Source organism: Nostoc sp. UHCC 0251 (assembly GCF_034932245.1).
Taxonomy (GTDB): Bacteria; Cyanobacteriota; Cyanobacteriia; order Cyanobacteriales; family Nostocaceae; genus Nostoc.
On the sequence record NZ_JAYGHD010000007.1, the window covers coordinates 38030 to 60136 of the forward strand.

Below are 22107 nucleotides of genomic sequence, written 5' to 3' on the forward strand. Positions count from 1 at the left end.
CCAATGACTAATAACTAATTTTTGCCAAATCCTTTAGAAACTGAGCGCTTTTTTAAACTATCAGAACTTGTACCAGCGAACATCCATTGCAAATGCTGTGGTAACAGTTTCGCTAAATCATAACGCTTCAGAATCGTCTCTCGCGCCTTCGCACGAATTGCTTGCATCTCCTGAGGATGATTCAGCGCCTCTTCAACCCGATTAGCAATATTTTGAGGAGAAAAGAAATCTACCAGCAGTCCATTTACTCCATCTTGTACGACTTCCAAGACTGGCGGAGTCTTAGAAGCGATTAGTAAACATCCTGCTGCCATTACTTCTAACATTGACCAGGATAATACAAAAGGACGAGTTAAATAAATATGAGCAGAAGAAGCTTGCAAAACCTGAAGGTATTCATTGTAAGGAAGCCTATCTGTAAAGTGCAGTCTCGATAAATCCAAAGATAATTTTTCTAGCATTAATTGTTTATAAGTCTTCCCATCAGGGAGATTTTTACCATAAGCCACCCTATCTTCTCCCACAACTACTACATGGCACTTAGGTCTTCGCTGCTGAATTAGCGCCACCGCTTCCATAAACTGCGGAAATCCTCTATAAGGTTCCATCCCCCGTCCCACATAAGTTACCAACTCTTCCACATGGGAAAGATCCAGATTTATTCTTGGTAAAACTAACTTTGCGCCTGGTTTAGGAACAAAATATTTGGTATCAACACCATCATGAATTACAGTGAGTTTGCTATGATATTCTTTGGGAAATTGCTGACGCTGCCAATTCGTTGGACAAAGACCGCGATCGCAGCTATATAAATCAGTCAAAATCGGCGTATTTTTCACACGGATGCGGCATTCATCATCAGCATTCAATGGATCACTGGGATCAAAATCTGCATCCGAACCGTGAGCATGATAAAACCACTCGAAATAACACAATAATTCTGCTTTGGGGAAAATATCTTTCATAAATAAAGTTGGTCCCCAACCAGAATGACCATAGACTATATCTGGAACGAAACCTTCGGCTTTTAATTTTTCTACTACGCGATAGACAGCCTGAGCAGTAAGAACAGCATTTTCTAGATTGCGAACATAGTGGTGGGTTTGGGGAGCAGCTTCACGAGAAGGAGTATAAATAGCTTTATAAACGCCAGGTATTTCCCCTTCACGGCGATTTGTCCCAAAGACGACTTTGTGATTAGGATCTTTACCTAAAACTATCGCTAGGTTGCGAAATTGCGAGGGAAAATTAGGATGTAAAAATAAAATTTTCATTGGAATAATCTTGATTAATTTATTGCGACATAAAATAAATTAAGGCAAGCTGCTTAAGATTATAAGATTATTTATCACGATTTGTAGCAAGTAAATTTAGATAAATGGTTGCCCGAAAATGCGAAAATAATCGCAAATTCGTGTTATGACCATGAAATTTATTGGCATTGATTTAGGCTGGACATCTCAACCAAGTGGACTATGCTGCTTAGAATGGATAGATGGACAACTGCAATTACTTGATCTAGACCGCAAAGAAGCCATTGCAGACATCCTCACCTGGATTGATCAGAGCGTCAAACCAGACGAACCAGCCATCATCGCCGTAGATGCGCCTACCCTCATACCCAATGCTAGCGGGAGTCGTATCCCCGACAAACTCAGCCATAAATACTTTGGTAAATATCATGCAGGATGCTACCCAGCTAATCAAAACCTACCCTTCGCAGAGCGCACCATCAACTTTGGCTTAGAATTAGAATCACGCGGTTTTGCACACGCACCCACTATTGAACCGCAAAAACTTAGCAGATATCAAATAGAAGTCTTTCCCCACCCAGCAATTGTTAATCTATTCAACTTAGAACGCATCCTCAAATACAAAAAAGGACGGCTCAATGAGCGTCGCCTAGAATTAATCAAACTCCAAAATTATCTTCTCGATATCCTCCCCTCTTTTTCTCCTGCTCTGTGCCTCTGCGATAGCCCTACCTTCTTTGTGGAAATACCCACCACAGGCGCAGCCCTCAAAGCAGCTGAAGATAAACTAGATAGCTTAATTTGCGCTTATGTTGCTGCTTATTGGTGGTATTGGGGAGAAGAACGTAATTTGGTATTAGGCGATCGCACCACTGGCTACATTGTCATCCCTCAAAGAATGTTAGCCTAAAATTGTAATCTTGTAAGATTTAACTCAAAGAGGTTTTATGCAAGGAGTTAGTTCTAACTTGAGTTTAAAAGAGCTTTATGAAATTGACGATCATCTCTGGTTAGAGGAAACAATCAAGCTATTGAAAGCTAATCATTTAGAAGAACTAGATTTAGAAAATTTAATTGAGGAGCTAGAAAATTTGGGTCGTAGAGACAAAGCCAAGGTTGCTAGTTTATTAGAACAAATTATTAGACATCTTTTATTGCTGGAATATTGGACAGAAGAATCTCAATATAATTCTGGGCATTGGAAAGCAGAAATTAGAAGTTTCAGGAATCAATTAAAACGTAACTTGACAACAAATTTATATCAATACTTAGAAAATGAATTAGCATCAATTTATAATGATGCTTTAGGGTGTGTAATTGAGAAAAGTGATGGCAAACTAGATAACTTTCCTCAATCTTGTATTTACACCTTAGAACAGCTACTAGATATTAATTATCTACCTGAAAGCTTGTAAAATAAAAGGCGTTGCTAAACTTAAATCAGCAACTCCTCATCTTATATTTCAGAGATTTTGGTGTTAAACATAATACTTCATACTTCTCAAACAATTTCCCTCAGTGATTGATTTTCCTACTCAAAACATGAAGTTTACAGAGTGAAATTTGAATAATTCGGGTAACAGCACACACAAAAAGTGATGCTACGGCGGCAAGCTACGCAATTAAATTTCTGATTTAATCTGGTTCTTGGCCAAATAGTGTTCATCGAGAGCGCGTCTTAGCATCATTTTAATCACAGCTTGACGACTAATATTGAGTTCGGTTGCCATTTTGTCCAGTTCATTGAGCATCGGACTAGGAATTTCAAGGTTTGTTGTGACTATATCCTGTCGTCTTCGTGAGGTCATTTGACGAGGTGTTCCGACTCTTGTTGTTGTGGAGTCAAAAAAAAGATCAACGACTTCCTCTCCCTTCGCAATTTTTTCTTCAAGTTCTTCAATAGAAATATTGTTCATAGATTTCTCTTTCCCGTCGAGTACTTTTCCAATAAGTAATTAACCAAATATATTCCCCTTCACCATCATAACGAACTTCATAAATGACTGAGAAAAGGGTGTTTTCCAGATATCCAATAGCAATAAATTGTTCTGGATCATCTTGTTTGATTCGTTCTACATAGTCGCCTGCCAAAATAGTAGCGATCTCTTCTAAAGAATATCCCCTATTTTGCTTAAGAAGCTGACTTTTGTGATTATCCCAGTCAAATCGCATTTACCTTATAATTCCTCATCATTCTAGCAATAGTTGTTTTGGGGCATGACTGCATCACATAATAAAAGGCGTTGCTAAACTTAAATCAGCAACGCCTAATCTTGAGTATTCAATAACTACTCAGCACTCTTACTCTGCCCAAGCAATCAACCTTGGTTCATAAGGATTAGCCAAGTGTGGATTTTTCGGCAATACACGCAAAGACAAGCCTTGTAAACCAGAAGCGGTATAGATGATATTACCAGTGTAAATACTCAATTGCTGTCCATCTTCCCCTTGGTAATCCATCACCACTGGCACAGCGTTGACAATATCACCATTGGCATCGATCGCACCTTGATATAATTCCACCTGCACATCATCATTTGTCAAAGTTGCTAAGTCAACCTTGGCTTTGACAGCAACGGTTTGGTTAACTTCAATGTCTGAAGCTGCCGATACATCAACATCTTTGATTCTGATGTTGAACCAGTGTTCGCTTAGTTTTTCTTTCCAAGCAGCTAGTTCTTTAGCTGGAGCATAGTTATCAACAGTCAGAGTATGATAGCGATCGCTAGCTGGGAAATAAGCCCTTTGTGCATATTCTCCTACCATCCGCGCTGTATTAAAGAACGGACAATTCAAGCGAATTGCATCCTTCATTTTGGCAACCCACGGACGGGGTAAACCATCAGTATCCCGATGTTCATAAAATAGCGGTACAACTTCCTTCTCTAACAACTCGTAGAGAGCATTTGCTTCTACTTCATCCTGGTAGTTAGGATCGTCGTAATTTTCTCCATGTCCAATTGCCCAGCCCGTGCGGACGTAATCAGCTTCATCCCACCAGCCATCTAGTACGCTTAAATTCGGCAGTCCATTCATAGCGGCTTTCATGCCACTGGTACCAGAGGCTTCCCGTGGACGACGCGGTGTATTTAACCAGATATCGCAACCCGCAACCATCAACCGCGCTATGTGAATGTCGTAATTGGGAACAAACACTACCTGTTTTTCTAAATGCTGTTCGCGGATAAAGTGATTGATCTCGCGGATCAGTTCTTTACCGGGAATATCTTTAGGATGTGCCTTACCAGCAATCACAAATTGCACTTTCCGGTCTTTGTTAGCTAGTAAAAGCCGCTTAATCCGATCCAAATCACGCATCCAGAGGGTGGCGCGTTTGTAGGTGGCAAACCGACGAGCAAAGCCAATGGTGAAAGCGTAAGGATCTAAAACTTCTTGGGCTTGGACAATTTCGGAAGCCGAAGCGCCGCGATCGGTCAAATGCTTGACCAAATGCTCTCGCACATACAAAACCATATCCAAACGACAGCGTTCGTGATTGCGCCACAATTCCTCATCAGGTATGGCGTCCATCCGCTCCCACAATGGGCTATCTGGTGGTGCTGATGACCAATTTGGACCGAGGTAGCGATCGTATAACTCTTGAGTCGATTTGGCCACACAACTCCGAGCATGGACACCGTTAGTAATTGCTGCGATCGGCACTTCTTCTACTGGCACTTTCTGCCATAAGCCCTGGAACATTTGCCGCGACACCACACCATGCAGTTGTGCGACACCGTTAGAAAATGTTGCCATTTTCAGCGCCAGCACCGCCATACTGAAAGGCCCAGACAAATCGCCTGTATTCTCGCGCCCCAGTCCTAAAAATTGCTCTTTGGGCAACCCAAATATCTCTGCGTAATATCCCAGGTAGTGCAGCATTTTTTCGGGAGCGAACAAGTCAATCCCTGCCGGTACTGGCGTGTGGGTAGTAAAGATGTTACTAGAAGCCACTACCTGTTTAGCTTGGGCATAATTCAATCCCTCTTCTTGAATCAGCAAGCGGATGCGTTCTAAGGCAGAGAAGGCGGCGTGGCCTTCATTCATGTGGTAGGCGGTAACTTTCAGCCCCAAAGCTTTGAGCATTTGCACACCACCGATCCCCAGCATGATTTCCTGGTGGATACGCATATCGATGTCGCCACCGTACAGCTGATCTGTGATGTCGTGGTCGTAAGTGTTGTTGGGTTCAATGTTGGTGTCCATCAAATACAGGGGAACCGTTCCTACCTGTACGCGCCAAACTCTGGCATACACCTTGCGTCCTGGATAATCTACCGCAATCCGCAGTTCTGAACCATCGGCATTGCGTTCTAGATGCAAGGGCATATTGTAGAAATCATTGAGCAGGTAGCGTTCTTGCTGCCAGCCATCGGCATTGAGATACTGGGCAAAGTAGCCTTGCTGGTAGAGTAAACCTACACCTACAAGCGGTAACCCCAAGTCACTGGCAGATTTGAGGTGATCCCCCGCCAGAACGCCCAAACCCCCAGAATAGACTGGCAAACAATCTACAAGTCCAAATTCCGCCGAAAAATAGGCGTAGCATTCTTTTGGTTTATGCTCCCGTTGTTTCTGATACCAGGTGCGCTCTTGCAAATAATCTTCTAACTGACGAGCAGATCGATCCATTTGCGCTAGGAAGCCTTCATCTTCGACAACTTCCAGAAGCCGCGATTGAGAGATAGTACCGAGCATCAACACCGGGTTATGATGGCTAGACTCCCAGAGGTCAGAGTCTAAACGACGAAATAAATCTTTAGTGTCAACGTTCCAATCCCAGTGCAAGTTATATGCCAACCGCCGTAGTGGTTCGAGTCGTGGCGGTAGTGAAGGGGATACGTTAAATGTACGAATTGGCTGCATAAGTTGGCAAAACTCCAAGTTTAGCTATGGTTATTGTTTACTCTCTTTACCAATGTTGCCAATTCTTTATACAGTAGTTTGTGAAAAAGCGATGACTTTGTTAAGCATTGAGAATTCTTTTTAACCTCGTTGCTAAAGTTTACACCAAGGTGTTTCTAATTCTATGCGTTAGCCTCAGCCATATACTTGGTATATTAAGATTTAATCATTTACTGTCATATATCATTGAAAAAAATTTAGTTTTGAATAAATAATTTATATTTATTTTAGAATTGATTCCGGGGATCAATTCTAAGGTCTTGGCTAAAGGTAAAAATTCCTCATAGCTGCGTCAAGCAACAGTGAAAATTTTAATTATTTTTTAATAAGTTGCCCTACCGTAGAGGCAGTGTCAGAGGAAAAACTTAATATCAATCTTCCGTTGAGGTTAACTTAAGGTGATGCGGCTCTGATAGCGAAGCGTAAAGCCTGCGGCATAGCAACTCTTAGAGCGAGTCTTGCCTACCGCACTCTGCGCGAAGAGCGTCATAACCCTTTATAGACATCGCCTACAATTGACTTCACCCAGCAGAAAATTGGATTATGTAAAAATAATACCAAGCAGTTAACTAGAAAAGTAATCAATAACTACTTGGTATATATTTTTTATGCTAAATCAGGAAAATAACTTACGAAGGTATTATGTTACGCACCTAGTGAAGGCTGATCTTTAGTGTTTTTTGTCATTGACAAAGCTACAGCTGCCGCATAAGCAATCTCCGCTGCCATTTGATAAGCAAGTTTGATACTAGATGAAGCGTCCTTGGCTTTAGGAGAGAGGGAAGCTTTTTTTCGGCGCGACTCTTGTTTGACATCACCCGCCACAATAGCTCGCTGTAAAATGATCCAGGCATCTAGGTCTTCTGAGTCATAATTACTTTGAAGTTGCGATCGCAGTTGATCTTCGGCTACAACACTCAGATAGCCAGTAGTTAGAGCTTCTTGGACAATTTCTTTAATTAAAGCCATAATTTGAACCAAGTGTGTGAGTTAAAACCGATACTTCAATGTGGGTATTTGATGTTTTTTTCTGGACTTCTCCTGGAAACTAAGCTACGTTTTAGCTTTCTTTCTATAAAATTTATAATAAGTAGTGCCAAGCACGCATCACCCGCTTGGATCACCCGAATGGGTGATTTACAAATTTTTATATACAAGTAATAGGGTAAAAGAGAATTTTTAGTTTTTTAACAAAAAGTGTCTCACAAGTATAGTAGATATCATTTTGAGTGAGCAAAAAAACATAAAATTACTTGGACAAGCAACGGTAGAAATATAGGCAGAAATGGTAATTCGCAGCTTAGATCATTTTTAAACTTTCCGTTTCCAATAAATTTTGCCTATGTGTATAAAATTATTTGAGAGTAGAATCACTCTAGTAAAAAAGTTAACTAGTTTCAGCATTATCATCAACAAGTAACTTGGAAATCGACTTATTTACTAAGATTGTTCCATTAAAAATAAAATGTGTTATCGTTAAAAACAATTGTTATTAAAAGCCATTCATGCTAATTCCAAACATGAATTGGTTAGTCTGTAAATCATCCGTGTGCAACATGATTGGAGCAGCATACTCTAGAAATTCGTTGCAAGAAAGCCGTCATAGCAGTCGGGGAAGCGCTTACTTGTTTGCACCGATGGTTAACTTCAATGTGATGGCTGATGTGGGAGATAATCCACCCTAGTTAGTTTTATTTGGGCAAAAATACCCGTATAAATCTAACAATAATTACATTGTCATGCTAGGCAAAAATTTTATTTTATCTTTGAATATAGTCTAGTTAAATGTATTTTTTGTTGCAAAATAGCTTGTGGAACTGAGTTGTTTCAAAAGACTAAAACTGCCTGAGAGAAAGTAGCCTCAAGGCAAACAACTTTATCCTTATTTGCGTAACAAGCTTTGCAAATTTGGCAGAGAACCGAAACAGTAGCCTATCGAAACCAGCAAATTTACCCATCAGACAATTTAATAGTCTGAGGTTTGACCCTGCAATGCACTGAGATTGTTTTGTTAATTGATCTGGTGAAAAAGAAGCAAATTTTTATGTACTGTGACTGGTACAAAAGCTTCTAGTGACCCAAGGCAATTGTGCATATCAATTGAGTAATTCTATCGCACCTAAGTTAAAGAATTACTAACATAGTCAAAGCCAGCTCTGGTTTTTTAATTTTTGGAAAACCATCTAAAAATATGGGTAAATTTCGGTAATACGCTAGCTATTGCCATGTATTAATAAGTACAAAGCTTGTTAAGATTGGCAGAAAATTAGGATAAAACCACAACAAATCAATCCTGTCAACAACAATTAATTGAAGAGATATGTAGCCATGCATAACGAGCAGTATTTTTCCAAATTGCAGCGCGTGCAAGAACTTTTAGTAACTACTGTGTTAGGGGATATTCCTACACTTATTCTGGGGCCGAAGTTGCGTAATTTGGGATATCGTAGTATTTTTGCCCAGATGGGCAGCCCAGTTTATATTCAAAATGATGTTGAATTTAACGGTACTTGTTGTATTGAGATAGGCAGTGGAGTATATATTTTTAAGGGTGTGCGGATGAATGCTAGAGGACACAAAAATAATAGAATTCATCTAGGAAATAGAGTCGCTATTGAGCGTAACGTTGATATAGGATCTTTGGAAAATACGTGTATACATATTGATGAAGACACCTTCATTGGCCCTAACGTGTCTATTGAGGGGCCAGGAGACATTAAAATTGGTAAACATTGCTTAATAGCTGCCTACTCAGCGATATATGCCAATAATCATAATTTTGCCGATCCGATGAAGCCGATTAAATACCAAGGCATTACTCGCAAGGGAATTGTGATTGAGGATGACTGTTGGCTAGGGCATGGAGTAACAGTATTAGATGGCGTTACTATCGGCAAAGGCAGTGTTATTGGTGCAGGAGCAGTTGTCAATAAAGATATTCCTCCTTTCTCCGTTGCAGTAGGCATACCTGCACGAGTAATCAAAAACCGAATTGGCAAAGACTTAAGCATTACTTCAATCTAAGGAATTGGGCATTGGGCATGGGGCATGGGGCATGGGGCATGGTAACTATCCGCTGTTACCTTTTTTGGGAAACCTTTGCCATCAGTTAGCGTCACAAGAGTAACCCCAGTTCCTAGTCTCCAGAGTCCTCTCAAAAAGGGACGAGATTTGGGTAATATAAAGGAGCTATCTTTTCTGCATGGCAGATCCTAAAAGAAAAGCTTTCTTTGTCTTACCCCCTTGGAGATATTTCTATGGTGACTTTAAAAATCGCTGTTTATATTGTTGTTGCCTTCTTCGTAACTATCTTTGTCTTCGGATTTTTGTCAAACGATCCAGCTCGTAACCCCGGCCGTCGGGACTTAGAGTAAAAGGGCGATAAATCATCCGCGACTTTAGAAGGCGGAAGATACTAAATGCCACGGAAACTTACTAAACTTTCGCCTAGTAAGTTTCCTTCTCCAAGTGGCTTGCTACCGGTAGCAGAAGGCGACAGTCGGAAGGCAAAATGTATATTTAATGCTTCCGTCCGTCATTTGGCTGTTTGTTGGCCCGATTATGCTCAAATATGCTTCATCCAGTTCTGCCGCCCGATCCGCCTCCTATCCACGAATCTTTAAAACCTGTAAATCCCACCTCATCTGCTAGTCATACAAAGTTTCTTTCAGTTGTAGAAACTGGAATGCAGGAAAAGACAGACAAATCCAAGCAGCCCAAGGATTTGGCTAAATTGGCAATTGTGGGTGACACCAAGAGTGATCCGCCATTGCCAACTCCGATTAACTCAACTCAAGATGACTTGGTAGTTGCCAAAACTCCCTCTGTACCCCATTCACCAGAAACTTTTCCACCAGAAATTTCCCCGATCGCCAACTCTGGAAATGCTGCACTTTTGGGGCGATCGCTGGTTGTTGGTTATCCCAAGCAGGAGGTTAAAACCTCTAATTGCCAAGAGAAAGAAGACATAAAGATAAAGACAAGTCCAAGTATCGGCGTTCGGTGCTCGGAACTTCTCCTCAGAGCGGCGTTACGCAAACGAGAGACGCAAAGAGAAGTTGAAGCGGAGGCTTCCGGGCTAGACGCAAAACGTGAACCTTCTCAAAAACTGGGTGAGCGATCGCCAACTTCCAATAGTGGTACAGAAAAACAAACCTTTTTGGATGGTAGCTTTAGCTATAGAGTTTCTCCAAGTCCGCTTGTCGCTCAATCTCCACCTCCTCTTGAAATTGCCCCAAGCGTCAACAGCAACAAGTTAGTCCCATCAAAGGCGGAAATTTTAGCTAAGAAGTTAACCCAGCAAAAACAGCAAAGTAATATTACTGCATCACAGTCTTCAGGAAGAGACAATATTTCTGTATCTGCTGCTGATCTTGCATCGAATTCTCAATCAAGACAAAATTTTATAAAATTTAAGTCTCGTAACCCAACAAACCAACTATCAGCGCCCATCACTGTAGAATTCAAGTCCCAAGTTCAACAACAAACTCAAGCACCAACGCCTACACCAGAGGTAGACACCCCCAATCAGCCACAAGCGCCCACTAACACGCCGCCAGTCAAACCGAGAATTGTAGAAGTCACTTCAGATCGGCAAGAGTATGACGAGCAACGGCGAATTATTACAGCTGTTGGGAATGTAGTTGTGCGATTTGATGGGGCGGTGGTGGATGCCGATCGCTTGCAAGTAAATTTAGACAACTTGATTGCTGCGGGGGAAGGCAACGTAACTTTAACACGGGGCGATCAGGTACTGCGCGGACAACGCTTCACCTATAACTTTGTTCAAGATAATGGGGAACTGGAGAATGGTAGAGGAGAAATTTACGTACCCTCAGCACAAACAGATTTTGCTTTTTCAACCACAGGTGTAACTGCTGGTGGAGTTCCAAAACGTCCGCCCAGCGATCGCATTAGAGCCAATCAGCCCGTTTCCGGTGTGAGCAGCCTTGGAGGAATTAATGTGACAATTGGTGGACAGGCAGATGCTAGAAATATCCCGCCACCGAAATCAGGGGGTGCAGTCAATCGGCTCAGGTTTGAAGCTGAAAACATTGACTTTTATCCGCAAGGCTGGCAAGCAAGGGATGTTCGCATCACCAATGATCCTTTTTCGCCCCCAGAGCTAGAATTACGCGCCGATAAAGTAACTCTAACGCGAGAGACACCTTTGGTAGACCGCATCAGGACACAGGGGCAGCGTTTGGTATTGGATCAAACAGTATCTTTACCAATTCCGCTGAATGAGCGGACTATTGATCGTCGGGAGCGGGACGTTACACCTGCAATAGTCTCCCCCGGCTATGATGGAGAAGATCGGGGTGGTGTGTATATTGAGCGTGGCTTTCCGGTGATCGATACAGAGCAGACACGCTGGACGATCACGCCTCAGTTGCTTTTACAGAGAGCTGTGCAAGAAGGCACGGGTGACTTAGGCGCATTGTTTGCTGTCAAGACAAAGATAAATTCTGTTTTGAGTCCACGAGCAGTAATTCAGGGGACTGGGGAGTTAACTAGTTTTGACTTGAACAAGCTAGAAGATAATTTGCGGGCGAGGCTAGGATTGCGTCAGATATTAGGGACTTCCCTTCCCCATCTTTTGAATCTGGAGTATAGCTACCGCGATCGTTTCTACAACGGTACCCTTGGCTTTCAAACCGTCCAGAGCAGTCTTGGCGGCATTATTACCTCTCCTGTAATTCCTTTAGGCAACAGTGGCATCAACCTCACCTATCAGGCAAGCGCTCGATATATCAATGCCAACACCGATCGCCAAGATTTGCTAGAGCCGGTGCGAGAAAACGATCGCATCTCACTAGGTCGTTTACAAGGCAGTGCTTCTCTCAGTAAAGGGATATTACTATGGCAGGGAAAACCATTACCACCCACTGCCACTGAGGGATTACGATACACAGCTACCCCTGTAGTTCCTTACTTGCAAGCGATCGCTAGCCTCACAGGCACTAGCAATTATTACACCAATGGTGATAACCAAAGCACCTTAATTGGTACAATTGGCTTACAAGGTCAAATTGGTCATTTTTCTCGACCTTTTTTCGACTATACCGCTTTTAATATTAGTTACTCTCAAGGCTTAAACAACGGATTATCACCCTTTTTGTTTGATCGCTCTGTTGATAACCAAGTTTTGAGCGCTGGAATATCACAACAAATCTACGGCCCTTTTCGCTTAGGCTTTCAAACATCAGTTAACTTAGATACTGGTAAAGAAACTAGCACAGACTACATTTTGGAATATAGCCGTCGCACCTATGGCATCACCTTGCGTTACAATCCGGTACTGGAGTTAGGCGGCTTCAGCATCCGAATTAGTGATTTTAACTGGGGTGGCGGCACCGATCCATTTACTGAAGTTAGGCCGGTAGTAGGCGGCGTAGAACAGGATTATTAGTCAAAAAGAGGAAAAGGGGCAGGGGGCAGGGAGCAGGGGAGAGAACCCCATACATAGATTTAGATCTACTGAAAGCGAGTACATACTATTTATTGCCACAGTTCTGCTAAAAACAAGTATTTTCACTGTTGGGCATAAATAAATTTATTTGCTCTGAAACCCTTGATTGCTGGAGAATCGTAAATCCTCCCCCCGCGCCCTGCTCCCTACTCCCCTGCCTCTTCGGCCAAACAGACAAGAGCATTTTGCCCCTTACTTTAATTGAAATGGTAGCTACTTTTACGCCCTGCTGTACCAGGTATTCTTAGGCTGGCATAGTGACCGCTTAGTTGGACACTTGAGGGTGGTTGGTGTAGGGTTGCACAGTATCTTTGAACTGCGGCTTGATACTCTCGCCATTGCTTACGAATTCCAAGACTTGCGACATCGTCACCTAAGTCTGAAAATTTTAGCCCAGCCCGAATTAGCCATTTTCAACTCAGCGTTGCTGAGTCTTTTCTTGTTGCTTAGTCTCAACTCCAGTGCTTTAGCAAACCAATAAAAAACCCTTCCTTACAAGCCAGGAAGGGTGGTTTTGCTTTATACCAAAATATTATTAACTAAACTGTTCAATAATTCCGCCACCTAACACTTTTTCTCCGTTGTACCATACTGCCGCTTGTCCGGGAGTGATGCTGAATTGGGGTTCATCAAATACCAAACGTACACGGGAGTTTTCCAACGGAATCACCGTCACTGGTGTAGGGGTTGAACGATAGCGAATTTGCACTTGGGCATGAATAGGGGTGGATGGTTCGGCAATAGAAACCCAGTTTACTCGCCCTACTGTGCATTCCGGCTGAGTTACCTTAGTGCGATCGCCTACTACTACCTTATTATTTTCTGCATCTAATTCAATCACATACAGCGGTTCAGCAGCAGCAATCCCCAAGCCTTTGCGCTGGCCAATGGTGTAGTGATGGACACCATCATGCTGTCCCAAAACTTTGCCTGTGACATCGACAATATCGCCTGTTTTGGGAGCTAAATATTTATCTAAAAATGCCCGCATGGAACCGTTACTTTCCACTAAGCACAAGTCTTGACTTTCTGGCTTGTCAGCAGTTTTCAGCCCGTATTCAGTAGCGATGCGGCGCGTGTCAGTTTTTTCTAGTTCGCCTAGAGGAAATATGGTTGCTGTAAGTAAATCTTGAGACAAATCATAGAGGAAGTATGACTGGTCTTTGTTGCGGTCAACAGCCCTTAATAATTGGTAACGTCCACTTGCTTCGTCATAGCTAATTCGGGCATAATGACCAGTGGCAATGCGATCGCATCCCAATTTTTCATGGGCATACTGTACCATTGGCCCAAACTTCACCGTTTTATTGCACTGAGAGCAAGGCAAAGGCGTAATCCCAGCACTGTAGCCAGTTACCAAGTAATCGACAATATGCGTCTGAAAGACATCCCGAATATCCACAACCTCATGGGGAACACCCAGTTGTTCACAGATATCAGCCGCGTCGATCATACCTTCAGAGCAACATTGACCTTTGCCTTTCATTAGCCAAAGAGTCAAACCAATTACTTCATAGCCCTGATGGTGCAGGATAGCTGCGGCGGTGGAACTGTCAACGCCACCAGAAAGACCAACGACGACTTTTTTCATACAAAGCACGACAAGCTGCGTGGTTGTCCAATTGTAGCACACACTCTTTCATTGCCTTGCTACCAAAGCACTTCAGTTTCTGAGTCAGCAAATAGAGACGATCGCAGTAAAAGTAAAGGCAGTTCCTAACGCTTATTTATAAGTAATCAAGCAAGCATTGCAAATAGTACCCCAGAGGGTACTACTAAGCATTCAGTAATTCCTCTACATTAAAAAGCGAAGCCCTGGTGTAGTCTACTACAGAAAAGCAAAAGCCGAACTACTGGGTGGTGTTGTCCGTATTTCAACGGAGAACCGTCAAGCTACGCAGAGCGTCCTGTAGAGAAAGTCATTAATTACACGAAGTGGTATTAGTCTACTTCTGTCTGGACAATTAGCTCCCCAACTAGGTTAAACACAAGAGTAAGCAAAGGAATATTTATGAAAGACCAAGTTATCAATTGGAACAATGTATATTTAGAAACAATCCGTCTCAACGGTGGCGCACCTGGACCAATCTCTCGTACTGGTGCTATATTACATGCTGCAATATACGATGCTGTCAATTCCATCGAGCAAGACTACAAACCATATTTAGGAATTCTCCCGGTAAAACTAGGAACTTCTAAAGAAGCAGCAGGAGTTTACGCTGCATATACTGTACTTTGTAGCGACAGCGTTTATCCTAATGCCAATTTTCCCAAGTCCAAAAAGAAAAACCAGAGCTTTTTTGACGCAGAACGAGACAAAGCCATCGATGAAATTAAAAGCAGTGGTGTGTCGCAACAGAGCATCGATGATGGTAAAGAACTTGGAATAGCCGCAGCTAAAGCAATCCTCAAAAATCGAGAAGGGGACGGGTTTAACGACAACAGCGATTATACTCCAGGACATCAGCCTGGTGATTGGCGACCAACAGGTTCCAGTCTTGCAGTGACGCCAAATTGGGGCAAACTAAAAGCTTTTTCGCCGACTCCAATTAAAAACTTTCGCCCGACTCGTCCGGCTGGCTTCAGCAGTAAACAGGATTTACTCGCTAGTGTTGAATACGCTGCTCAACTGAATGAAGTAAAGCAGCTTGGTGCTGCTAACTCTACTGAACGGACTCAAGAACAAACCGATATTGCTCTTTTCTGGGCAAATGATCTTGATGGAACATCTAAGCCACCTGGGCAACTATATACTATTACTCAGATTGTCTCTAAATTAAAAGGTCTAAGCTTTTCTGAAAATGCACGGCTGTTTGCTCTGGTTGCTTTAGCTTTAGGCGATGCGGCAATCTTGGCTTGGGATGCGAAGTACGACACCGATTTGGATTTGTGGAGACCAGAAACGGCAATTCAAAGGGCATTTGAAGACAACAACCCTGGAACAATTGCTGACCCCACTTGGAAACCTCTATCACCCAGTCCTGATGGCACCCGATTTTCTCCTCCATTTCCAGCCTATATCTCTGGTCACGCTACTTTCGGAGCAGTCCATGCTGGTATTATGCGGAACTTTTTTGGCACGGATAATGTTACTTTTACGGCAACATCTGAAGATCCAAGTGCCAGGGGCAATAATGGCATTAGAATCACACGGACATTTAATAGCTTCTCTGCCGCAGCTTTAGAGAATGGGCGTAGTCGTGTTTATCTGGGTGTCCATTACCAATGGGATGCAGATGCAGCTTATGTGTCTGGCACAAAATTGGCAGACTTTCTGTTTGAAAACTTATTGACACCAAATGAGCATTAATCAACTTAAGGGTTCTTAACTCGTCCCACAACGAAGAAAACATAGCTTGTCTGACGGCACACTGCCGGGTTACGCTCGTTTTCTTGAATGCTGTGGAGAAATCGAAGTCATTAGTACCACTGACTAAATCGGCGGGCGGCTATCCTGAACACCCTTTGAAGGGATGGGATGGGATTGCCGCCGATTTTTGTTGAGTTAAACCAATTTACAATTACATTTTTTAATGTAGTACCCATGCTTGTAGAGAAGGCGCTAGCCTCTCCCTTTGGGCTAGGGTCTACACACACCAGTTTTACCTCAATACGCTTGGGATAAGCCAGAAAGCCCTCTTGTAGAGACGGCGATTCATCGCGTCTCAAATGTATTTTTTGCCACCTAGATGAGCTAATTTTACGTCAACGCTATATAGTAGTTGCTACAACGGTAAACTAATTAGTTCCTAACGGAAATTGCCTAGAAATACTTTGATAGCTTTCTAACTACTATGTCGAAAGGAATAACGAGTAAATTTATCCCATTTCAAATGCTGCGCCGAAGTTCTGAAGGTTGGAAGCCCACTATCAAACTTCTCCTTTTATTCGTGGCAGGATGGTTAGTGCTGATTCCCGATTCTACCCCAGCACAAGCACAACTCCACAACAGCAATGTGCTATTGGCTCAAGAAGCAGGTGAAGTTTTACCGCCAGTTCCCTTTGGTCAACAGCCATCACCGCAGTTACAACCAGTACAAAGCAATCAATTTGAGCAGAACTTTCAGCCTTCCCAACCACTACAAAATAATCAATTTGAGCAGGATTTTCAGCCCTCTCAACCAGTACAAAACAATCAATTTGAGCCGAACTTTCAGCCCTCTCAACCTCCACAGTTTAGTCAATATAACCAGAACTTTGAACGCTACTTAGTTTATGTAGATGGGAGTGATTTCCAGACGCTACAAGAAATCCGTCGGATTGAACCCACTGCTTACATTCGAGAATACCAAGGCCGGAGTGTAATTCAATCAGGAGTTTTTAATAGAGTATCTAACGCCCAACAACGGGTGAGTGAGCTACAGTCACTAGGCATATATAATACCCGGATTATCAGCTTTGCTAATGGGCAGGAAATAGAGGTAGGCAATAGAGGCTTTGTAGGCGATCGCAGTAATATAAATGCTAATAGGCCAGTCTCTAGATATTATGTCGCCATTCCGACTACTTCAGAACAGTTACCTGCGATCGCAGAACAAATTAGGCAGAATCTTGCTCGATATAGTCAAGGTTTAGGGCGATCTGGCGGAGTCCTTGAAAGGACGCAACCACGAGGACCACACGTAGCAGTAGGGCCTTTTTCTGATCGATTCCAAGCTGAGGAATGGAATAAATATCTGCGAAATATAGGATACCGTAACGCCAGGGTTTACTACGGAAAGTGAATAAGTTAGGAGTTAGAGTCAGATGAACCCCAGTAAATTAATTTATTTCTTCACTCCTAACTCCCCACTCCCTCGATTCTTAACGTAGGGATTCAATAATGACTGTTGTTGTAATTAAACACAACAAGATAATTCCCAGTGGAAGGAAAAATTGTTGTAAAAGGTACAGCAGTATGGGTATGATGTGAAAAATACCTAAAGCACTGGATAGAACGTAGACGATCGCAATGCCAAACAGCACCAGCAAGAAATATTTCAAAGATTTAGAAGCAAAGCGAAATAAAAGCGTATCCTGATTTCTGTCCATCATTTTACTCACGAAAGTAGCCAATTTTTTAGCAGTGAATATTTTTTTGATTTCCCATTTTTCCGTTCAAAAAGGAGGATATGGGAAATCTTGCCCAGCCTGAAAATTAGGTTTACACGTGGGTACTTGCCTGATTGGGTGAGCTATTCAAAGACTGTTGTTGCCTTTCTAGATCGTTTTGCTTTTCATAATTAACTAATAGTTGGAACGAAATAAACAAGCCCAACAACAGCAGCAAAAACGAGCCAAAACCAGAGGAATACTTATTTATTTCTCGCTCAATACCACATTTGAGGCAAACATATCTATTGGGATTACGTGTATCTTGGGCAAAGGGGCACTGATTTTGATTGCAATCATGATGACAATCTTTGTCTAACATCATTGAACCTCCTGTAGGGTAAAGACTTACATACTTAGTTGTAAATATGCTCTACAGAATCTAGTTAGTTAATACCCACTGCCTGTTTAGTAGACACCACTTTCATCAGTCAATAATATGGGACAGTAACAAGTAATATCTGTGATTTACTAAGCTTGCAGTAGTCGCGCTCTCTAAATCTCTCCTCAACCACCTTTTCTTGGCGCTTAACTTAACTTCGCCTGTATTAACTACAAAGATAATACTCTCCAAAAGTCTTTGCAGTCTGATAAAGTAGGTTTACTACTCAGTAGGAAAAAGTATTTTGTAGTATGTAAGGTAGGAAGAAGTAGTAAAAATATGGTTATAATGAATTCCAAATGATACATCAAGTTAGCAAATGGGTGTAGAAGAAGCCTTAGAGTTTGTAGATAACTTGGTTTTTCTCAAGACGGGAGAACACTTAGATAAAACTCAAAGGATTATCTTGCGTCATTTGTGGGAGGATGAAAAGCGGACTTACCAGGATATTGCCAATAGCCGTGGTTATACAGAAGCGCATTTAAAAGCAGTTGGTGCAGAACTTTGGCATTTACTCTCAAAAGTGCTTGGAGCCAAAGTCTCTAAATCTACCTTCCAAGGCGTGGTTCAGGGATTTAGAACAACCCAACACTCACAAAAAGTTTTCCAGATTCCAAATGTAGCGACTAACAGCACTAAACCCCAAGATTTAGATTCTAACTTCGTGGGGCGCGATCGCCAAATAGCCGAACTCCACACCCTTGTTAGTGGAGGAGCAAAAGTTATCCTGATTCAGGGTGAAGGCGGTGTTGGCAAAACCACCTTAGCACGCAAATATTTTAAAAGTCAAAAATTTGATTTTGTTCTGGAACTTTGGATGGCTACAGAAATCCAAAACATCACCCCTGTGGAGAGTGTAGTGGAAGAATGGCTGCGGCGAGACTTTAACGAAGAACCAGGACGCAACTTTGGTATTAACTTGGAGCGACTACGACGGAAACTACGAGAGCAAACTCCTAAAATTGGGGTGTTTATCGACAATTTAGAAACCGCTCTTGATAAGAATGGCAAGTTACTGGAATCTCGTCGTCCTTATATTGAGCTATTGAGAGTATTAGCAGATTCAGATGTGCATTCAGTTACTTTAGTAACAAGTCGTGAGCGCTTGCGCGAGTCTAGTCTAGAAGTTCATCTCTACACACTGGAAGGTTTAGATGATGATTCCTGGCGACAATTTTTTAACCGCCGCCACATCAATTGCGATTCCATTATTGTCAGCGAAATGTGTAGAGCTTGTGGAGGTAATGCCAAAGCGATGCAAATTCTCCGAGGTTCAATATTAACAGATTTTCACGGTGATTTACATGCTTATTGGCAGGAAAATTGTAGAGATTTATTAATAGAAAGAGAGTTAAAAGATTTAGTAGCCAGTCAATTTATCCGTCTGCAACAAATTGACTTAGAAGCTTATTGTCTACTGTGCCGTTTAGGATGTTATCGCTATCAAGATATTCCTTCAGTACCTATTGAAGGAGTTTTATGTTTGCTTTGGGATGTTCCAGAACAACAACGTAGACGTGTAATTAAAGCTTTGCAAGATTTATGTCTAATAGAAGCGAAAAAAGGACAATACTGGTTGCATCCTGTAATTCGTGATGAAGCGATCAGTCGCTTAAGGCTAGTCGGTGAAGAATGGGAATTAGTAAACCGAAAAGCCGCAGAATTTTGGACAAATCAAGTCGCAGCAGTCAAAAATATTACAGATGCCCTGACTGCTTTAGAAGCTTATTATCACTATGTAGAAATTAGTGATTTTGAGCAAGCTGGTGATGTAATTGTACAAGGAAGAGGGAAAAAGTGGGGTACAGGTTTACCTTTAGGTTCCTCATTTTATCAACTGGGGCTGCTACAAAAGAATTTTTCTGTAATTAGTCGGATAATCGACCATATAAAATCGCCAGAAAGACTGATTAAACTTTACAATATACTAGGCTATACATATCGAATTATCGGTTGCATTCGAGAAGCTATAGATTGCTATAAAAAATCCGAAGAAATATTAGACAATTTAGATGTCAAGGTAATAAAAATTTCTGTAGTATTCAATACAGGACTTTGCAAGCTTGATTTATTGGAAATGGAAGCAGCCGAAGATTGTTTTAAATCAGTTTGTAACTTGGCTGAACAAGATAGTAATCTTGATGATTACATGGCATATGCTCAATGCTGTCTGGCTTTTGTTAAATCATGTTCTAACTTTAGAGAAGATGCTTTTTATATTGCTGAAGATGCTTCCTCTGCAATTTCTTCATCAACTAGAGTGACTTTATGGGGAATTGGACATAGCTTAATAAGCTTATGTTTAACCTATAAAAATTTAGGTAATATTCAAAAATCTTTTGATTTATGTCAAAGAGCTATATTTTATTCTGAAGAAAACAACTTTACTCAGCTTAAGGCTAAAGCTATAAGTTGTCTAGCTGGGTTATATAGAGAACAACGAGAATTTTCTAGGGCGCTTTTCCATCATACAGAAGCGATAGAAATTCTGAATAAAATAGGCGCTAAATCTAATTTAGCGGAGGCTTACTATCAATTAGCATTGACTCATCAAGAAATGGGTGAAATGGACAATAGCCGAGAAAATTTTATGCAAGCGATCGCACTCTTTAACGAAATACAAGCACCCAGACAAGTTGAGAAAGTGCAAACAGCAATGAATCGGTTTGAAAAATAAGCAATATTATCAGGAAAGGCAGAGGGCAGAAGGAAATACTGACTCCTGTCCTCTGCCCGTGACAATCATGGAACAAGGGTTTAAGACCCCCTTAGTGGCCCCAATTTAGGAGGGGTTTGAATCCCCTTCTAAATTGAACCTTCTGCCTTCTGCCTTCTTCAATCAACTTTATCCGTGTTCTCGAATCACCCAGCTAAACTCATTAACTGCTTGCAGATTTGTGGTGTCCAGAGTTTGACTAGGATAGTGATGAAAACACGGTAAAAGGGAACCTATATTTAAAAATATGGGTCTAAATTACCATTACATACAAAACTTAATTACGAATTACGAATTACGAATTACGAATTATTTAACCTTTAGGAGTTTAAAAACTACCGAATAGGGAAGTGTTTTGCAATTGAAAAGCTTCCGATTGTCTTCTGCAAGATGATATCGCTCTGGGGTAATTCTTGGCTCTTCAAATTCGTCCACAGAAAAACCTGCTGCCTTGAAAGCTTTCCAGTAATCGGAAAGAGGGCGATGAAACCAGATAAATGGTGTTGTAAAATGGTTCCAAGGTTGTTCGTTGCGTTGCGTCCTTTCAAAATAAGAAGAAGCCCAACTATAACAAACCGTTCCATCCTCATTTACAGTCGTCGAGTTGCCTTGGGGAAAACAAGGATGTGAGAACACCAGGATTGCAATACCACTAAGCTTGAGAACTCGATTAAATGCCCTTATTGCTCCTTCGAGATCAAGCAAATCCATAAGAACATAATTCGAGATGATCATATCAAATTGCTCATCTGGAAGCGACTTTAGTTCAGTGCATGAATCCAAATGAAAATCTATATCTAGATTATTTTGGCTAGCTCTGAGTTGGGCAATTTCTATCATCTGAGATGAAAAATCTATACCAGTTACACTGGCCCCCTTAAGACAAAGTTGGCGTGCTAAATATCCTGTACCACAACCAGCATCAAGGACAGACAATCCTGCAACATTACCAGCGAAACTCCATAATACTGGATCTGAGTTCAGAATTCGATTGCTGTCGCCATCGTCGCCAACTTGAATATCCCAATCTCTAGCTCTATTATCCCAGAGTTCAAGTATTTCTTTATCCTCCAAGTTTGCCATTATTTCTTCAGTCATATCTTCCTCCTGAAAAGAATAACTTAATTATTTTTACATAGAAATATCCTAAATATTTGCTGTATTTAATACATAGATTAATTGTGGGAGTAACTCCAAGAGCAAAATTTTACAATAGACATCTCCAGAAATTAGTTATGCGTTACCTGAAACCCTTGTAGAGACGTTGCAATGCAACGTCTCTACATTC

19 protein-coding genes are annotated in these 22107 nt (G+C 41.6%); 10 read left to right on the forward strand and 9 right to left on the reverse strand.

Annotated elements, in window-relative coordinates; translation table 11 throughout:
* Positions 1-14 precede the first annotated feature (14 nt).
* Positions 15-1274 carry a glycosyltransferase family 4 protein gene (locus tag VB740_RS02060; RefSeq protein WP_323198428.1) on the reverse strand — a complete coding sequence of 420 codons (1260 nt, stop codon included), beginning with the start codon at positions 1272-1274 and terminating at the stop codon, positions 15-17.
* Between the two features lie 151 nt (positions 1275-1425).
* On the opposite strand from VB740_RS02060, the gene VB740_RS02065 reads away from it, so the two are divergent.
* Together VB740_RS02065 and VB740_RS02070 are read left to right on the forward strand one after the other, a co-directional pair.
* Positions 1426-2163, forward strand: coding sequence for a DUF429 domain-containing protein (locus tag VB740_RS02065; protein WP_323198444.1), 738 nt, complete (start codon positions 1426-1428; stop codon positions 2161-2163).
* Positions 2164-2200: 37 nt separating this feature from the next.
* Positions 2201-2668, forward strand: a complete 468-nt coding sequence (locus VB740_RS02070) for a DUF29 domain-containing protein (protein WP_323198429.1) — start codon at positions 2201-2203, stop codon at positions 2666-2668.
* A 207-nt stretch (positions 2669-2875) separates the two neighbouring features.
* Here VB740_RS02070 and VB740_RS02075 read toward each other — a convergent pair whose 3' ends face one another.
* The 4 genes from VB740_RS02075 to VB740_RS02090 form a co-directional block, all read right to left on the reverse strand.
* Positions 2876-3169 carry a hypothetical protein gene (locus VB740_RS02075; RefSeq protein WP_323198430.1) on the reverse strand — a complete coding sequence of 98 codons (294 nt, stop codon included), beginning with the start codon at positions 3167-3169 and terminating at the stop codon, positions 2876-2878.
* The gene (locus tag VB740_RS02080) at positions 3150-3425 is read right to left on the reverse strand and encodes a hypothetical protein (protein WP_323198431.1); all 276 of its coding nucleotides are present in this window, start codon (positions 3423-3425) and stop codon (positions 3150-3152) included. The genes VB740_RS02075 and VB740_RS02080 overlap by 20 nt, the downstream gene beginning before the upstream one ends.
* Positions 3426-3554: 129 nt before the next feature.
* A complete protein-coding gene (gene glgP / locus VB740_RS02085) occupies positions 3555-6119 on the reverse strand; it encodes an alpha-glucan family phosphorylase (RefSeq protein ID WP_323198432.1) in 2565 nt (854 codons plus the stop codon).
* A 684-nt stretch (positions 6120-6803) separates the two neighbouring features.
* On the reverse strand, positions 6804-7127 hold the full coding sequence (locus VB740_RS02090) for a hypothetical protein (protein ID WP_323198433.1): 324 nt from the start codon (positions 7125-7127) through the stop codon (positions 6804-6806).
* 536 nt (positions 7128-7663) lie between these two features.
* Between VB740_RS02090 and VB740_RS02095 the strand changes: the two genes are divergently transcribed.
* The 5 genes from VB740_RS02095 to VB740_RS02115 all read left to right on the forward strand — a co-directional run bounded on the left by VB740_RS02095 (position 7664) and on the right by VB740_RS02115 (position 13111).
* Positions 7664-7843 (forward strand): hypothetical protein, encoded by a 180-nt coding sequence (locus VB740_RS02095; protein ID WP_323198446.1) that lies wholly within the window; start codon positions 7664-7666, stop codon positions 7841-7843.
* A 643-nt stretch (positions 7844-8486) separates the two neighbouring features.
* The gene (locus VB740_RS02100; RefSeq protein ID WP_323198434.1) at positions 8487-9182 is read left to right on the forward strand and encodes an acyltransferase; all 696 of its coding nucleotides are present in this window, start codon (positions 8487-8489) and stop codon (positions 9180-9182) included.
* A gap of 233 nt (positions 9183-9415) precedes the next feature.
* Positions 9416-9532, forward strand: a complete 117-nt coding sequence (locus tag VB740_RS02105) for a photosystem II reaction center protein I (protein ID WP_190730213.1) — start codon at positions 9416-9418, stop codon at positions 9530-9532.
* 197 nt (positions 9533-9729) lie between these two features.
* Positions 9730-12570 carry a DUF3769 domain-containing protein gene (locus tag VB740_RS02110; RefSeq protein ID WP_323198435.1) on the forward strand — a complete coding sequence of 947 codons (2841 nt, stop codon included), beginning with the start codon at positions 9730-9732 and terminating at the stop codon, positions 12568-12570.
* A 337-nt stretch (positions 12571-12907) separates the two neighbouring features.
* Entirely contained in the window at positions 12908-13111 is a 204-nt protein-coding gene (locus tag VB740_RS02115; RefSeq protein ID WP_323198436.1) for a hypothetical protein, read from the forward strand.
* Between the two features lie 54 nt (positions 13112-13165).
* On the opposite strand, the gene mnmA is transcribed toward VB740_RS02115, so the two are convergent.
* Complete coding sequence (gene mnmA / locus VB740_RS02120; RefSeq protein WP_323198437.1) at positions 13166-14221, reverse strand: tRNA 2-thiouridine(34) synthase MnmA; 1056 nt, start codon at positions 14219-14221, stop codon at positions 13166-13168.
* Between the two features lie 420 nt (positions 14222-14641).
* Between mnmA and VB740_RS02125 the strand changes: the two genes are divergently transcribed.
* Positions 14642-15940, forward strand: a complete 1299-nt coding sequence (locus VB740_RS02125) for a vanadium-dependent haloperoxidase (protein ID WP_323198438.1) — start codon at positions 14642-14644, stop codon at positions 15938-15940.
* A gap of 484 nt (positions 15941-16424) precedes the next feature.
* Positions 16425-17354: a hypothetical protein gene (locus VB740_RS02130; RefSeq protein ID WP_323198439.1), complete on the forward strand. Its 930-nt coding sequence runs from the start codon at positions 16425-16427 to the stop codon at positions 17352-17354.
* 79 nt (positions 17355-17433) lie between these two features.
* Here the strand turns inward: VB740_RS02130 and VB740_RS02135 are convergent, their stop codons facing one another.
* Both VB740_RS02135 and VB740_RS02140 read right to left on the reverse strand, forming a co-directional pair.
* Entirely contained in the window at positions 17434-17664 is a 231-nt protein-coding gene (locus VB740_RS02135) for a hypothetical protein (protein WP_416289033.1), read from the reverse strand.
* A 109-nt stretch (positions 17665-17773) separates the two neighbouring features.
* The gene (locus tag VB740_RS02140; protein ID WP_323198440.1) at positions 17774-18046 is read right to left on the reverse strand and encodes a hypothetical protein; all 273 of its coding nucleotides are present in this window, start codon (positions 18044-18046) and stop codon (positions 17774-17776) included.
* Between the two features lie 376 nt (positions 18047-18422).
* Here VB740_RS02140 and VB740_RS02145 point away from each other — a divergent pair, with 376 nt between their 5' ends.
* On the forward strand, positions 18423-20780 hold the full coding sequence (locus VB740_RS02145) for a tetratricopeptide repeat protein (RefSeq protein ID WP_323198441.1): 2358 nt from the start codon (positions 18423-18425) through the stop codon (positions 20778-20780).
* A gap of 348 nt (positions 20781-21128) precedes the next feature.
* Here VB740_RS02145 and VB740_RS02150 read toward each other — a convergent pair whose 3' ends face one another.
* Positions 21129-21917, reverse strand: a complete 789-nt coding sequence (locus VB740_RS02150; RefSeq protein ID WP_323198442.1) for a class I SAM-dependent methyltransferase — start codon at positions 21915-21917, stop codon at positions 21129-21131.
* Positions 21918-22107: the final 190 nt, after the last annotated feature.

Coding starts and splice junctions, on each gene's coding strand:
- VB740_RS02060 (WP_323198428.1), bottom strand. CDS start 1,274: ATGAAAATTTTATTTTTACATCCTAATTTTCCCTCGCAATTTCGCAAC.
- VB740_RS02065 (WP_323198444.1), top strand. CDS start 1,426: ATGAAATTTATTGGCATTGATTTAGGCTGGACATCTCAACCAAGTGGA.
- VB740_RS02070 (WP_323198429.1), top strand. CDS start 2,201: ATGCAAGGAGTTAGTTCTAACTTGAGTTTAAAAGAGCTTTATGAAATT.
- VB740_RS02075 (WP_323198430.1), bottom strand. CDS start 3,169: ATGAACAATATTTCTATTGAAGAACTTGAAGAAAAAATTGCGAAGGGA.
- VB740_RS02080 (WP_323198431.1), bottom strand. CDS start 3,425: ATGCGATTTGACTGGGATAATCACAAAAGTCAGCTTCTTAAGCAAAAT.
- glgP (WP_323198432.1), bottom strand. CDS start 6,119: ATGCAGCCAATTCGTACATTTAACGTATCCCCTTCACTACCGCCACGA.
- VB740_RS02090 (WP_323198433.1), bottom strand. CDS start 7,127: ATGGCTTTAATTAAAGAAATTGTCCAAGAAGCTCTAACTACTGGCTAT.
- VB740_RS02095 (WP_323198446.1), top strand. CDS start 7,664: ATGCTAATTCCAAACATGAATTGGTTAGTCTGTAAATCATCCGTGTGC.
- VB740_RS02100 (WP_323198434.1), top strand. CDS start 8,487: ATGCATAACGAGCAGTATTTTTCCAAATTGCAGCGCGTGCAAGAACTT.
- VB740_RS02105 (WP_190730213.1), top strand. CDS start 9,416: ATGGTGACTTTAAAAATCGCTGTTTATATTGTTGTTGCCTTCTTCGTA.
- VB740_RS02110 (WP_323198435.1), top strand. CDS start 9,730: ATGCTTCATCCAGTTCTGCCGCCCGATCCGCCTCCTATCCACGAATCT.
- mnmA (WP_323198437.1), bottom strand. CDS start 14,221: ATGAAAAAAGTCGTCGTTGGTCTTTCTGGTGGCGTTGACAGTTCCACC.
- VB740_RS02125 (WP_323198438.1), top strand. CDS start 14,642: ATGAAAGACCAAGTTATCAATTGGAACAATGTATATTTAGAAACAATC.
- VB740_RS02130 (WP_323198439.1), top strand. CDS start 16,425: ATGTCGAAAGGAATAACGAGTAAATTTATCCCATTTCAAATGCTGCGC.
- VB740_RS02135 (WP_416289033.1), bottom strand. CDS start 17,664: ATGATGGACAGAAATCAGGATACGCTTTTATTTCGCTTTGCTTCTAAA.
- VB740_RS02140 (WP_323198440.1), bottom strand. CDS start 18,046: ATGATGTTAGACAAAGATTGTCATCATGATTGCAATCAAAATCAGTGC.
- VB740_RS02145 (WP_323198441.1), top strand. CDS start 18,423: ATGGGTGTAGAAGAAGCCTTAGAGTTTGTAGATAACTTGGTTTTTCTC.
- VB740_RS02150 (WP_323198442.1), bottom strand. CDS start 21,917: ATGACTGAAGAAATAATGGCAAACTTGGAGGATAAAGAAATACTTGAA.